The organism is Cognatundibacterium aquatile, from assembly GCF_014699135.1.
Classification (GTDB): Bacteria; Pseudomonadota; Gammaproteobacteria; order Burkholderiales; family Burkholderiaceae_D; genus Undibacterium; species Undibacterium aquatile.
This window is the reverse complement of the sequence record NZ_JACOFT010000002.1, coordinates 292742-305818: the sequence shown is the minus strand read 5'-3', so window position 1 is coordinate 305818 and position 13077 is coordinate 292742. Positions and strand designations below refer to the sequence as shown.

Genomic DNA, 13077 nt, shown 5'->3' with positions numbered 1-13077 from the left:
CTTACTTATCGATCCGTTCATGACCATCACACAATTGACCATACAAGGCGAGCATCCCATTCATGGGCCGCATCAGGCTTTACTGCAAGAAATTATCGATCACAGCAAGGCAACGACATCCAGCCAGTTGAATGACTACGCGCTGCGTCTGAACGGCGTCAGCATTGACGATACGGCATGGGCGCGGATACAGCAGCAATGCTTCGATGCTGAGCTGGATGTAACCGCGCAAACACAAGCACGCGCCCTCAGTGACTTTAAATTAGTGGCGATGGACATGGATTCAACGCTGATCACCATCGAATGCATCGATGAAATCGCGGATATGCAAGGTCTGAAACCACAGGTCGCAGAAATCACCGAAGCTGCCATGCGCGGTGAACTCGAATTCCGCGAAAGTCTGACGCGCCGGGTCGCGCTACTCAAAGGACTGGATGCCTCTGCACTACAACGTGTCTACGATGAGCGTTTACAACTATCGCCGGGAGCAGACAATATGCTGAAAGCGGTACAGCAGGCTGGATTGAAAACCCTGCTGGTCTCAGGCGGCTTTACTTTCTTCACCGACCGCATGAAATCTCGTCTGCAGCTCGATCATACCCATGCCAATGTACTCGAAATCGAGAATGGCAAACTAACGGGCAAAGTTGTCGGCGGCATCGTTGATGCAGATGAAAAGAAAAGAACCGTTGAACGCGTCTGTGCAGAAATGGGCATCACACCAGATCAAGCCATCGTGATGGGCGACGGTGCTAACGATCTGAAGATGATGAAAATATCGGGCATGTCTGTCGCTTTTCGCGCCAAACCCGTGGTTCGCGCACAAGCCGATGTCGCATTGAACTTTGTCGGGCTTGATGGTGTGTTGAATTTATTCTGAACGCGTTTTGAACTCGCTATAAGTTTCCCATCGGTAGACCCCTCCATTTCATTTTTCACGCTTTCACGCGTAAGGGCTTCAGACTCAGAGTTTGAAGCCTCTATGCGTTGCGACACACAACACAGTTCACCGAACCTGTCACAACAACATGCCGAGAGGCGCTCTCTGTGTGCCTGTTTTCTTCCGCAATAAAACCGAAATAAAAAATAGTACGAACGTTCGATTACTTAGGTTAAAATAGTTTTTGCCATCTGTTCCGGAGTTCATCCGGGGTTAAGATCACATAACAATTTATATCCGCCAGGAGACATTGATGTTTGAAGAATTCATGGGCACCATGCCGGTTGCTGATCGTCAGAAATTCGATATAGGCGCACTTGCTGACTATATGCGGCAACATGTCGAAGGCTTCGATGCCTCATTAGCAGACCAACTGGTGGTAGAACAATTCAAAGGCGGCCAGTCTAACCCCACCTTCAAACTCAGCGCGGGTAATCAACGTTATGTGATGCGCGCCAAACCGGGGCCGGTTGCCAAATTACTGCCATCCGCACACGCGATAGAACGCGAATTCAAGGTCATGAATGCGCTGAATAAAGCCGGCTTTCCGGCTGCCAGACAATACGCACTGTGCGACGATGAAGACGTGATTGGCCGCGCTTTCTACATCATGGAATTTGTCGATGGCCGCGTGCTGTGGGATCAGTCTCTGCCAGGCATGACGCCAGCGCAACGCGGTGAAATTTACGATGAAATGAACCGCGTCATCGCTCAACTGCACACCATAGACTATGCCGCTATCGGTCTGGCGGATTACGGTAAGCCAGGCAATTACTTTGCGCGCCAGATAGATCGTTGGACGAAACAATACCGTGCATCGGAAACCGAAAAAATCGAAGCGATGGATAAGCTGATCGAATGGCTGCCGCATAATATTCCAGCCGGCGACGACACCAGCATCGTGCATGGTGACTATCGTCTCGACAATATGATGTTCCATCCGACTGAGCCAAGGATTCTGGCGATACTGGATTGGGAACTGTCCACACTCGGACATCCGCTGGCAGATTTTTCATATCACTGCATGAGCTGGCATGTGACACCGGGGCAGTTCCGCGGCATTGCAGGTCTTGATCACAAGGCACTGGGCATTCCTTCCGAACAGGAATACATCGCAAAGTATTGCGAACGTACAGGTAAAACCATACGTCTGGAAGATTTCAATTTCTATCTTGCTTACAATCTGTTCCGCATGGCAGGCATTCTGCAAGGCATCATGAAACGGTATGTCGATGGGACGGCATCCAGCGCGCAGGCGAAAAAGTCTGGCGAATCGGCAAGACCTATGGCGGAACTGGGCTGGAGCTACGTACAGAAACAAGCATAATGGTTTTTATCGTTCTTATCGTTTAATAAGAACACAAGCAGCAGGCAATTCATTTTCATCGTAAAAACAAAAAACGGAGACAAAATGGAATTCGAATACTCAGATCGCTGTAAAGAACTGCAAGCTAAATTATTGCGCTTCATGGATGAGCATATTTATCCGAACGAACAAGCCTACAAAGAAGAGATAGACCGCAATGGACTGGAAAAAGGTAACCGCTGGATCGCAACGCAGATCATTGAAGATCTGAAGCCGAAAGCCCGCGCAGAAGGCTTATGGAATCTTTTCCTGCCAAAATCAGCGCGCGCACCTGAGGGTTTGTCGAATCTCGATTACGCGCCTTTGTGCGAAATCATGGGTCGCGTCGGTTGGGCACCGGAAGTATTCAATTGTTCCGCGCCGGATACTGGCAACATGGAAACCATAGAACGTTACGGTACCGAAGAACACAAAAAACAATGGTTAGAACCGCTACTGCGCGGTGAAATCCGCTCGGCTTTCGCGATGACTGAGCCTGGTGTCGCGTCATCGGACGCGACCAATGTGGAAACCCGCATTGAGCGCGATGGCGATCATTATGTGATCAATGGCCATAAATGGTGGATTTCCGGCGCTGGTGATCCGCGTTGCGCCGTCTATATCCTGATGGGGAAAACCGATTTCAATGCGGCTCGCCATGCGCAGCAATCGATGATTTTAGTCGATGCAAAAACGCCGGGCATCACGGTGAAACGCCCTCTTCCTGTCTTCGGCTACGACGATGCGCCACATGGTCATTGTGAAATCCTGTTTGAGAATGTGCGTGTGTCGGCGTCGAATATTCTGCTCGGCGAGGGCCGTGGTTTTGAAATCGCTCAAGGTCGCCTTGGCCCTGGACGTATTCATCACTGCATGCGTGCGATTGGCGTGGCAGAACGGGCACTGGAGTTGATGTGCAAACGTCTGAACAGCCGCGTCGCATTCGGTAAGAAAATTTCTGAGCAAAGCATCTGGCGTGAGCGTATTGCGGAATCCCGCATTCAGATTGATACAGCGCGCTTATTGACGATGAAGGCGGCGTATCTGATGGATACGGTCGGCAACAAACATGCGCAAGCGGAAATCGCGATGATCAAAGTGTTGGCGCCGAATGTCACGCAACAAGTACTGGATTGGGCGATACAGGCACACGGCGCGGGCGGTGTCTCTGGTGATTTCCCGCTGGCAGCACAATGGGCTGGCAACCGTACTCTGCGTCTGGCGGATGGCCCGGATGAAGTTCACCGCAATGCGATTGCGAAACTGGAACTAGCAAAGCACATCGATCTGAAAGAAGATTTGGGCTTGCCTATCACCCGCTCTTGATTCGCATCATGAGCAATTAAACGTTGCTCAACTCAAACAAAAAGGCGAAGAATATCTTCACCTTTTTTGATTCCGCGGGCAATCAGCCCCAGAGTTTTTCGTCCAGTTTCAGTGCGCCTTCCCGTGCCAATACGATACTGCCACCGTCGCTGAAATCACGATAGCGCAGCCTATCAAAGCCCGCAGATTCGGGGTTTCATGTAACACGAGATACGCAATGGCTATTCCATACACTGGTTCCAGCGAGGTCATCAAACTCGCAAACCGGGTAGAAACATGGCGCAGGCTATACATGAACAAGCCGTGCGAGATCGCAGTAAACACAACCCCCATCAGTGCCAGCCCCCACCATGCGTTAGCAGAAATCTGGCTGAGCCCACCATTCACCAACACAAATGGCAGCAAGGTAAGAGTGGCGACGCTATTTTGCAGAAATGCCAGCCGGAACGGCGCAATATGGCCGCCCTGCCAGCGATTTGCCAATACCAGTAACGCAAAGCTGAATCCAGAAAAAATACCAAGCAATAAACCGGTCACTGGCGATTGCGCTGCCGCATTCGCAATATCGCCGCCACCAGTATCACTGACCATCACGGCCATACCGATCACGACGGCGAGAGCCGCGTACCAGTCCTTACCATCCCGTTTTTCCTTGAACAGCCACGGCTCCAGCCATGTCACGAACAAGGGAAAGCTGGAGAACCCCATCAGGCCATAGGTGACAGGCGCCACCTTCATCGCGGCAAAAAAACTCAGCCAGTGCACAGCTAACAAAGCGCCGCACAAGATCACCGTTTTTGGCACCGCGCGAAAAGAAAATTCACGCTGCACCAGCAACAAAGGAATCAGGCTGAGGCTGGCAAACAAGGTTCGCCCGAACACCAGCAATAACGACGACACCGCCAGCACTTTACTCAACACACCCGCGCTACCGAACAAAAATATCGCAAAATGCAAAGCTACATAAGGCACAACCGAACTGTTTTTCATCAATCTGTACACGCAAGCAAGACAAGGATGTTGCATGATGCCATCATTCTCTGCATCTGGTAAGGCAGAATAGTCGTCTGCACAAAATGGCACAAAATGGCGCAGACTGACCGCTGACGATATAGCTTATAAAAACATCCCGCCGGATGCTTCAATGCGCTGGCCATTAATCCAGCCACAGCTATCCGACAATAGTGCCGATGCCACGCCGCCAATGTCGTCCGGCAAACCAGCACGACCCAATGCGGTCTGATTGGCAACAAACTGATTCAGTTGTGCATTGTCCCTGACAACACATCCTCCAAAGTCAGTCGCGATCGCGCCCGGTGCAATCACATTGACTGCAATGCCACGTGCGCCCAGCTCTTTCGCCAGATATCGACTCAATACTTCGACCGCCCCTTTCATCGCCGCATAAGCAGCATGCCCCGGCAAGGAAAATCGTGTCAGACCGCTGGACACATTCAGGATACGGCCGTGATCTGCAATCACTGGCAACAGGGTTTGCGTGAGAAAAAACACGCCTTTGAAGTGGATATTCATCAACTGATCGAACTGTGTTTCACTTGTTTCAGCAAACGAAGTATGTCCGCCTATCCCGGCATTATTCATCAGAAAATCGAACTGATGCCGTTGCCATTGCTGAGCCAGTACCTGTTGTAATTTTTCAGTAAATCCGGCAAAGGTATCTGCTGCGCCGGTATCGAGTTGCAATGCTACTGCCCGCCGCCCCAGTGCTTGTATTTGTGCAACCACAGCATGTGCATCGGCTTCCCGACTCTGATACGTCAGAATAATATCGACACCTTGCCGGGCCAAGACGAGCGCCGTGTTTTTACCCAATCCACGGCTGCCGCCGGTGATCAGGGCGATTTTCTGCTGTGAGGACGAGACTGGGGTGTTTGTGTCTGCGTTTGCATTCGTATTGTTCATGGTATGACTCCTGATGAAATGACCCATCACAAATGGGATGGATGCAGTGTATAAGCGCGACCTTTGAAGATAAATAACGCAAAAATGATCACACTGTTCGTTATTTGCGAACAATCAATACTTTCAATGCTATATTTCCTGCATTCACTCCTGTAGCTGGGTTAAAGGGCCGTCTGATGAATCAGTTTGAAGCAATGCACATTTTTGTCCGGGTGGCGGAGTTGGGCAGTTTTACGCAGGCAGCCGATCAGATCGGATTACCGAAAGCCAGTATTTCCACTTCCGTCAAACAACTCGAAAACCTGCTTGGCACCAGCTTGCTGCACCGGACGACGCGCAGCGTACAGATGACTGCGGATGGCCTGATTTTTTACGAACGCTGCAAAGACATGCTGGCTGATATGGAAGAGCTGCAAACGCTGTTCCAGCAAGGCCCAAGCCAGATCAGCGGTCGCCTGAGGATGGATTTGCCGAGCGCATTCGCACGCAATATCGTGATTCCCCGTCTGCCAGAATTTTTACGCTTGCATCCGCGACTGGAAATCGAATTAAGCAGCACTGACCGGCGGGTCGATCTGATCCGGGAAGGCTTTGATTGTGTGATGCGTATCGGCAATCTGAGCGACAGCAGCCTGATTGCCAGGCCCCTGGGGAAACTGCGGCAAATCAATTGCGCCAGCCCGGCCTATATTGCACAGCATGGTACGCCTGTCAGCCTGGCGGATCTGGGTCGGCATCAGCTGATTCATTACGCCAGCAATTTTGGCGGCAAGCCAACGGGTTTTGAATACGTAGAGGAAGGCAAACTCAAGACTATTGCTATGTCCGGCGTACTCACCGTCAATAACAGTGATGCTTATCGGGCCGCGTGTCTGGCTGGTTTCGGAATTACCCAAGCTCCGGCGATTGGTACCAGAGAATTGATAGAACAGGGCCTGCTGATCGAAGTGCTGCCGGAATTCACCGCAGCGGCCATGCCAGTCTCACTGCTATATGCAGATCGCCGTCACCTGCCCAAACGAACGCAAAGCTGGATGAACTGGGTAGCCGGAATCGTGCAAGCGCATCTGATACCATGAGAAAGAGGATCCTGTGCGCAAATTGACAAATCTCTGCATAATAAGCATCAGATAAGTATTTAACACCTGTCCGACAAATCCATAATGGGAGCACACGATGATAGACGTTTATTCCTGGCCTACACCGAACGGTCACAAAGTCCATATCATGCTGGAAGAATGCGGTCTGGCGTACCGCGCGATTCCGATTGATATCAGTGCCGGCGACCAGTTTAAGCCTGAGTTTCTCGCGATTTCTCCGAACAATAAAATTCCGGCCATTGTTGATGCCGACGGTCCCGATGGGCAGCCGATTTCTTTATTTGAATCCGGCGCCATTTTGCTCTATCTCGCCGGGAAAACCGGTAAATTTCTCGGCAACACTGACAGAGAAAAATATGACACCCTGCAATGGCTGATGTTTCAGATGGGTGGCTTTGGCCCTATGCTGGGCCAAGCACATCATTTCCGCGTTTATGCGCCGGAAAAAATTGACTACGCAATTGATCGATACACAAATGAAGCAAGACGACTATATGGCGTCATCGACAAAAAACTTGCAAGCTCTGAGTATCTCGCTGGAGAGGAGTACACGATCGCCGATATTGCCGTGTTTGCCTGGGCACGCTCCTTTGTCAATCAGGGAATCGACTGGGCCGATTTCCCTGACGCAAAACGCTGGTTTGATGTCATCAGCGCCCGCCCTGCGGTTCAGAGAGGTGTGCAGGTTCTCGCCAATTTACGCAAACCATTAGAAACTGATAAGTCAAAAGACATCTTATTTGGCAAAACCCAGTACGCTAAAAAATAACGTTAACCACTCACAGAAGGAAGCGCGGCGAAGATAATAATCCGCCCGTTTCTTACCAGGATTTATATGCGCCGACCTGTAAAACGAAATAGAATCAAGCTCGCCGCAGAAAGCCAGAGACTGGTAAATTTGTCACTGGCGGTCGCACAATCAGCGAGTCGCATCGAGGATCTGACCTGGCAGGAAAAGCTTGATCTGTATGTCTCGAAAAATCTGAGACAGCATCATCAGGAAATCGTTGATGCGGCGGCAGAGAATTTATTTGCATCCCATCCCAACGGTTACGAAGTCCTGGTTGAAACACTGGAAACGGTCAGCACCTGCTCCAGCGTTGAAATACAAGGGAAAAAATTCACGACGCTACTCATCGCGGCACCAGTGCTGGCCTGGACCCGTTTTGAAATCGCATCCGGGGCGATTCCGGCTGACATACTGTCGCAACTCTCCGGAAAACTGATAAACAATATGCTGATGCCGTCCACTAAGCTGCGTCTGCTGCCGCATTTATATTCAATCGATCAGTTGCCACGCAATCACTGCGAGACTTATGCGCTACTGGAACGCCATGCGATGGCTGTACTGAAAGACAGCAGTTATCCGGTTGAGACTGAGCACGCACAAACTGTTCCTTTTCTGGCGGATATACGCTACGTGCTTGGCGTGCTGGTGGCACCGGCCGACGCGCCGATTTTTCAGTGGCAGGCATTAGAAGCCCCTTATGATTGCGCAACTGCAAAAAGTAATGCCCTGCTCGCGTGGCAGGAACAGGCTGCCCCCGCCATCAAACACCTGCTGCCTGGATGTGGCATTGAACTCCTGTTACCAGAGGCGTTTTACACCGCTTGCCGCGAAGCCGATGTCAAAATTCGACCGGCATCGATACGCTCCGCCATATTTTATCTGACGCAGACGTTGAACAAAGAAGCGTCGCAACTCAGCGTTGTGATTGCCTCTTGTGGAGTGCAGGACACACCGGGTCAGATTGACGAGTTCAGAATCAGTTTTTGCCTGGCTGATGCTCCCGAAGTGATCTATGGCGTGGTCTGGCCACTGTATCAGGCGGAAGATCAGCTTGCTGCCGTCAGCCTTGACGAAAGTGGAAAACTGACTGGCGATATACCGGACATACTGACTGATTGCGGCATTAGCAATATTCTCCAGTTAGACGAAATTTTTTCTATGGAATTTTGCGACGATTGCGGCACGCCATTATTCGCAGACCGCGACGCCGAACTGGTACACCCTGAAATGCCGGACGACACACCATCTCCCGGCACGGCACACTTCCACTAACCCATCCCGACGTTCATCTGACCAGCGATACATTTGCTGGTCAGATGTTATCCCGCTTATTTCGCACATTTTGTCTGTTTACTTCGCAAAATCTTCTGCCCAGCTTCGTCTGAAGTGATATTTTTTCAGGCAAGCACATTTGCAGTCACCGAAATTTAAATCCGTTGTACAATAAGTTTTGAACGGTCGTGCTTTTTTATTTCAATCTGAAACTGTTGTCAGTTTTGTCGAAGGAAATCAGAAAGAAATACAAGGCTCACACGCGCAGTAAAAACAGACCGTCAATCATCCAGGCATTCAACCTCAGGAGACAATATGGATTTGAATTACACACCGGAAGATCTCGCCTTCCGGGATCAGGTGCGCAGTTATCTGGAAACAAACCTCCCGACTGACCTGCAGCAAAAGGTATTGAATCACAAACGCTTATCCAGAGAAGATTTTGTCCGCTGGCACAAGATACTGGCAAAACAAGGCTGGGTCGCCACTGGCTGGCCAAAAGAATACGGCGGTACCGGCTGGACGCCGACGCAACGTCATATTTTCGAGGAAGAATGCGCGCGCGCAGGCACGCCGGCGATCCTGCCATTCGGCGTGAATATGGTGGCGCCTGTCATCATGGCGTTTGGTAATCAGGCACAAAAAGAATATTACCTGCCGCGCATACTGAATTGCGATGACTGGTGGTGTCAGGGTTACTCGGAGCCGGGTTCAGGCTCCGATCTCGCTTCACTCAAAACCCGTGCTGAACGCGTCGGTGATCATTACATCGTGAACGGCCAAAAAACCTGGACCACGCTGGCGCAGCATGCCGACATGATCTTCTGTCTGGTACGCACAGAACCTAACGGCCGTAAGCAAGAAGGCATTTCTTTCCTGCTGATCGATATGAAAACCCCGGGTATCACGGTACGCCCTATCATCATGCTCGATGAAGACCATGAAGTGAATGAAGTGTTCTTCGATAACGTCAAAGTGCCGGTACAAAACCTGATCGGAGAAGAAAACAAAGGCTGGACCTACGCAAAATACCTGCTCGGTCATGAACGCACGAATATCGCGGCGGTTGGCCGTGCAAAACGCGAATTACAATTCCTGAAACGTGTCGCTGCTGAACATCATAAAAACGGTCAACCGCTGATCGACGATCCGGTCTATGCGAATAAAGTCGCGACTCTGGAAATCGAAATCATGGCACTGGAAATTACGGTGATGCGTGTGATTTCTCAGGATAGCGGACGTCCGGGGCCGGAAGCCTCTTTGCTGAAAATTAAAGGCACAGAGATACAGCAGCGACTGACGGAATTAATGGTCGAAGCAGTCGGCCCGTATGCGCAGCCTTTCGATCCGGCATTCCTCGAAGGCGAGAATGAGCACAGCGTCATGGATGACGACGATGCTGCCGCCCTAGCCGCTTACTACTTCAACTTCCGTAAGACCTCCATCTATGGCGGCTCTAACGAGATTCAAAAAAATATCATTACCCAAATGATTTTAGGACTGTGAGGAGAGCACCATGGATTTCGCATTAACACAGGAACAGACACAATTTGCCGAAGCAGTTCGTCGTTGGGTAGAAAAAGACTACGGCTTTGAACAACGCAAACACATCATTGCTTCTGAAGAAGGTGTTTCAGCAGCAGCCTGGTCTGCGTTGGCAGAACTTGGTGCGACGGCCTTGCCTGTCCCCGAAGATCAGAACGGCTTTAACGGCAGCGCAATCGACATGATGGTAGTCATGCAGGAACTTGGACGCGGTCTGGTCATCGAGCCGTATTTCGCCACCGTATTTGCGGCTGAATTTCTGAAGCAGGCAAAAGCGCATTTCGACGTGCTGGAGCAGGTTGCTGGCGGAGAAATCAAACTCACAGTCGCTCTACATGAGAAACAATCACGCCACGATTTAACCGATATCGCGACGACAGCGACAAAATCTGCCGACGGCTATACGCTGAACGGTAAAAAGACCGTGGTGTTACATGGTGCTCAGGCCGACAAGCTGATCGTTTCAGCGCGCGCCAGCGGTGCTGCTCACGATAAGAATGGCATACAGTTGTTCATTGTCGATGCCAATGCCGCAGGTGTAACGCGTCAGGATTACCGCACCATCGATGGCTATCGTGCGGCGGACATCAGTTTTACTAACGTTCAGGTTCCCGCGATTGCCTTGCTCGGCCGCGAAGATGGCGGCTGGGAATTACTCGATCCGGTGTCTGACTATGGTGTTTCTTTACTGTGTTCAGAAGCCATTGGCATTATGGAAGCCATCACCTCGGCAACGCTGGAATATCTGAAAACACGCCAGCAATTCGGTGTCCCTATCGGTAAATTCCAGGTGCTGCAACACCGGATGGCAGACATGTTCATGGAAATGGAGCAGGCGCGCTCGATGGCAACGTTGGCGGCAGTCAAGGTGTCGTCAGAGAATGCTGAAGAACGTCGCCGCACTTTGTCAGCAGCCAAAGCTCGCGTTGGTCAGGCCGCAAAATATATCGGCCAGCAGGCAGTACAATTACATGGCGGCATGGGGGTGACCAATGAATTGCCGGTCGCGCACATGTTCAAACGACTGACCATGATAGAGCTGTCGCTCGGCGACACCGATCATCATCTGGCCCGCTTCGTTGCACAGCCTGGTTTTAAAAACGCTGCATGATAAAAAAGTCCCGACCCTGCTCGGGACTTTTTTCTATGTCCGTCACACCAGTGTGGCGAATATCGTTTGCGCAGCGATAGTAAACAATACCTGAATATTCATGCGCCTGACAGAGGGAAAAACCGCTGTCAGGCGCATCAATACTCAGAGAAAGCTCAAAAAACGTAAAGAAATTCAGATAAAACCCAATAAAAATAATGTCATAAAGGAGACCGTATGACGACCAAGCAATTCACCTGGTATTTTGAAGATTTCATTCCCGGCAGCGTGATTCCACTGGGACAACGCACTGTCACCGAAGAAGAAATCATCCACTTTGCGCAGCAATTCGATCCGCAATCTTTTCACGTCGACAAAGAAGCTGCCAAAGCTTCGATCTTCGGCGGCGTCATCGCCAGCGGCTGGCACACCTGCAGCATGATTATGCGCATGGTTGTCGATGGTTTCATTGCCGATTCGTCGAGCATGGGTTCACCTGGCGTGGACGAAGTACGCTGGATACTACCGGTGCGCCCCGGCGATACGCTGACCGTCAGCGCTGAAACCGTCTCAGTAAAGCCATCGTCATCGCGCCCGGACAGAGGCGTCGTCAACACGGTCTGGAAGGCAGTCAATCAGGATGGACAACTTGTCTGCACCATCAAAGGTATGGGTATGTTTGGTCGCCGCCCGCAAGCATAAGGAGAACGACATGCGTGAAATCAAATCCCTCGCAGAACTCAAAGCTCTCGTTGGCACTCAGGTAGCAAGCTCAGACTGGATCAGCATATCCCAGGAAAGGGTGAACACCTTTGCCGATGCCACTGGCGATCATCAATGGATACACATAGACGTGGAACGGGCAAAAAAGGAATCGCCGTTTGGCGGCCCGATCGCCCACGGCTTCCTGACTCTCTCGTTGTTACCCATGCTGATGGCAGACGCGCTGCATCTCAGTTACGTCAAAATGGGCGTGAATTATGGGCTCAACAAAGTACGCTTTCCGGCACCAGTGCCGGTCGGCAGCCGTTTGCGTGCTCACCTGACATTGCTGCAGGTCGACGACATCAAAGACGGCGCGCAAATGACCTGGGAAGTCAGTATAGAACGCGAAGGCAGCGACAAACCTGTCTGCGTTGCAGAATCAATCGCGCGTTGTTACTAACGTCAGAGAAATTTTAAATTTGTACGGATGGCAAATCGGTGTTCACGATTTGCCACTCGTCGCTTTCTTTAACAGCGAAACATCATTTAGCCCACAAACAATAGGGATGTTTCAGCAAATTCGCGTTCGCATAACGACGATCATGGCTGACTTCTTCCCCGAGCCACGCAGGTCGTTCAAACACCTGATCTTCGGATTGCAATTCCACCTCCGCCACTACCAAACCAGCGTTGTCACCAAAAAATTCATCGACTTCCCAGACCAGATCACCTGCAGGAATGCGGTAACGGTTTTTCTCTATCAAGGGTTGTTGGCATACCTGATCAAGTAAGGCCTGCGCATCCGCCAAAGGAATCGCATATTCCCATTCGCCACAGGCAATGCCGGTCGACAAACCTTTAATCGTCAGCATCGCAGCATCACCGTCAATCCGCACGCGCACGATACGTCCCGGCTCAGCACTGATATACCCCTGACGCAAATAAGTTGCTGCGCCCTGCTGCCTCCACTCATCGCCAACGACGAGAAACTTACGCTCTATTTCTATTCCCATGTACTTTTACCTTCTGGCTATGCATCGT

The 13077-nt window shown here is 50.9% G+C and carries 13 protein-coding genes; 10 read left to right on the top strand and 3 right to left on the bottom strand.

Going from position 1 to position 13077, the window contains the following annotated elements; all coding sequences use genetic code 11:
• Positions 1 to 19: 19 nt before the first annotated feature.
• The 3 genes from serB (at position 20) to H8K26_RS05750 (ending at position 3611) form a co-directional block, all read left to right on the top strand.
• Positions 20 to 880, top strand: coding sequence for a phosphoserine phosphatase SerB (serB, locus tag H8K26_RS05760; protein WP_190478036.1), 861 nt, complete (start codon positions 20 to 22; stop codon positions 878 to 880).
• A gap of 313 nt (positions 881 to 1193) precedes the next feature.
• On the top strand, positions 1194 to 2267 hold the full coding sequence (locus tag H8K26_RS05755) for a phosphotransferase family protein (RefSeq protein ID WP_190478035.1): 1074 nt from the start codon (positions 1194 to 1196) through the stop codon (positions 2265 to 2267).
• 84 nt (positions 2268 to 2351) lie between these two features.
• Positions 2352 to 3611 carry an acyl-CoA dehydrogenase family protein gene (locus H8K26_RS05750; protein WP_190478033.1) on the top strand — a complete coding sequence of 420 codons (1260 nt, stop codon included), beginning with the start codon at positions 2352 to 2354 and terminating at the stop codon, positions 3609 to 3611.
• 108 nt (positions 3612 to 3719) lie between these two features.
• On the opposite strand, the gene H8K26_RS05745 is transcribed toward H8K26_RS05750, so the two are convergent.
• Together H8K26_RS05745 and H8K26_RS05740 are read right to left on the bottom strand one after the other, a co-directional pair.
• A complete protein-coding gene (locus H8K26_RS05745; RefSeq protein WP_190478031.1) occupies positions 3720 to 4601 on the bottom strand; it encodes a DMT family transporter in 882 nt (293 codons plus the stop codon).
• Positions 4602 to 4727: 126 nt separating this feature from the next.
• Positions 4728 to 5534 (bottom strand): SDR family NAD(P)-dependent oxidoreductase, encoded by an 807-nt coding sequence (locus tag H8K26_RS05740; protein WP_190478029.1) that lies wholly within the window; start codon positions 5532 to 5534, stop codon positions 4728 to 4730.
• A gap of 173 nt (positions 5535 to 5707) precedes the next feature.
• Here H8K26_RS05740 and H8K26_RS05735 point away from each other — a divergent pair, with 173 nt between their 5' ends.
• The 7 genes from H8K26_RS05735 (at position 5708) to H8K26_RS05705 (ending at position 12496) form a co-directional block, all read left to right on the top strand.
• A complete protein-coding gene (locus tag H8K26_RS05735; RefSeq protein ID WP_223826912.1) occupies positions 5708 to 6613 on the top strand; it encodes a LysR family transcriptional regulator in 906 nt (301 codons plus the stop codon).
• A gap of 97 nt (positions 6614 to 6710) precedes the next feature.
• Positions 6711 to 7403, top strand: coding sequence for a glutathione binding-like protein (locus H8K26_RS05730; protein WP_190478025.1), 693 nt, complete (start codon positions 6711 to 6713; stop codon positions 7401 to 7403).
• Between the two features lie 66 nt (positions 7404 to 7469).
• Positions 7470 to 8696, top strand: coding sequence for a DUF2863 family protein (locus H8K26_RS05725; protein ID WP_190478023.1), 1227 nt, complete (start codon positions 7470 to 7472; stop codon positions 8694 to 8696).
• A 315-nt stretch (positions 8697 to 9011) separates the two neighbouring features.
• Positions 9012 to 10202 carry an acyl-CoA dehydrogenase family protein gene (locus tag H8K26_RS05720; protein WP_190478021.1) on the top strand — a complete coding sequence of 397 codons (1191 nt, stop codon included), beginning with the start codon at positions 9012 to 9014 and terminating at the stop codon, positions 10200 to 10202.
• Between the two features lie 10 nt (positions 10203 to 10212).
• Entirely contained in the window at positions 10213 to 11352 is a 1140-nt protein-coding gene (locus H8K26_RS05715; protein WP_190478018.1) for an acyl-CoA dehydrogenase family protein, read from the top strand.
• Between the two features lie 216 nt (positions 11353 to 11568).
• Complete coding sequence (locus H8K26_RS05710; protein WP_190478016.1) at positions 11569 to 12033, top strand: MaoC family dehydratase; 465 nt, start codon at positions 11569 to 11571, stop codon at positions 12031 to 12033.
• A gap of 10 nt (positions 12034 to 12043) precedes the next feature.
• Positions 12044 to 12496 carry a MaoC family dehydratase gene (locus H8K26_RS05705; protein ID WP_186897338.1) on the top strand — a complete coding sequence of 151 codons (453 nt, stop codon included), beginning with the start codon at positions 12044 to 12046 and terminating at the stop codon, positions 12494 to 12496.
• 82 nt (positions 12497 to 12578) lie between these two features.
• Here the strand turns inward: H8K26_RS05705 and H8K26_RS05700 are convergent, their stop codons facing one another.
• Positions 12579 to 13049: a CYTH domain-containing protein gene (locus H8K26_RS05700; protein ID WP_190478014.1), complete on the bottom strand. Its 471-nt coding sequence runs from the start codon at positions 13047 to 13049 to the stop codon at positions 12579 to 12581.
• Positions 13050 to 13077 lie beyond the last annotated feature (28 nt).

What these genes read in the sequence shown, in the direction of transcription:
- H8K26_RS05715 (WP_190478018.1), top strand. Translation starts at nt 10,213, where the DNA reads ATGGATTTCGCATTAACACAGGAACAGACACAATTTGCCGAAGCAGTT.
- H8K26_RS05705 (WP_186897338.1), top strand. Translation starts at nt 12,044, where the DNA reads ATGCGTGAAATCAAATCCCTCGCAGAACTCAAAGCTCTCGTTGGCACT.
- H8K26_RS05710 (WP_190478016.1), top strand. Translation starts at nt 11,569, where the DNA reads ATGACGACCAAGCAATTCACCTGGTATTTTGAAGATTTCATTCCCGGC.
- H8K26_RS05750 (WP_190478033.1), top strand. Translation starts at nt 2,352, where the DNA reads ATGGAATTCGAATACTCAGATCGCTGTAAAGAACTGCAAGCTAAATTA.
- H8K26_RS05745 (WP_190478031.1), bottom strand. Translation starts at nt 4,601, where the DNA reads ATGAAAAACAGTTCGGTTGTGCCTTATGTAGCTTTGCATTTTGCGATA.
- H8K26_RS05725 (WP_190478023.1), top strand. Translation starts at nt 7,470, where the DNA reads ATGCGCCGACCTGTAAAACGAAATAGAATCAAGCTCGCCGCAGAAAGC.
- H8K26_RS05720 (WP_190478021.1), top strand. Translation starts at nt 9,012, where the DNA reads ATGGATTTGAATTACACACCGGAAGATCTCGCCTTCCGGGATCAGGTG.
- H8K26_RS05730 (WP_190478025.1), top strand. Translation starts at nt 6,711, where the DNA reads ATGATAGACGTTTATTCCTGGCCTACACCGAACGGTCACAAAGTCCAT.
- serB (WP_190478036.1), top strand. Translation starts at nt 20, where the DNA reads ATGACCATCACACAATTGACCATACAAGGCGAGCATCCCATTCATGGG.
- H8K26_RS05740 (WP_190478029.1), bottom strand. Translation starts at nt 5,534, where the DNA reads ATGAACAATACGAATGCAAACGCAGACACAAACACCCCAGTCTCGTCC.
- H8K26_RS05755 (WP_190478035.1), top strand. Translation starts at nt 1,194, where the DNA reads ATGTTTGAAGAATTCATGGGCACCATGCCGGTTGCTGATCGTCAGAAA.
- H8K26_RS05700 (WP_190478014.1), bottom strand. Translation starts at nt 13,049, where the DNA reads ATGGGAATAGAAATAGAGCGTAAGTTTCTCGTCGTTGGCGATGAGTGG.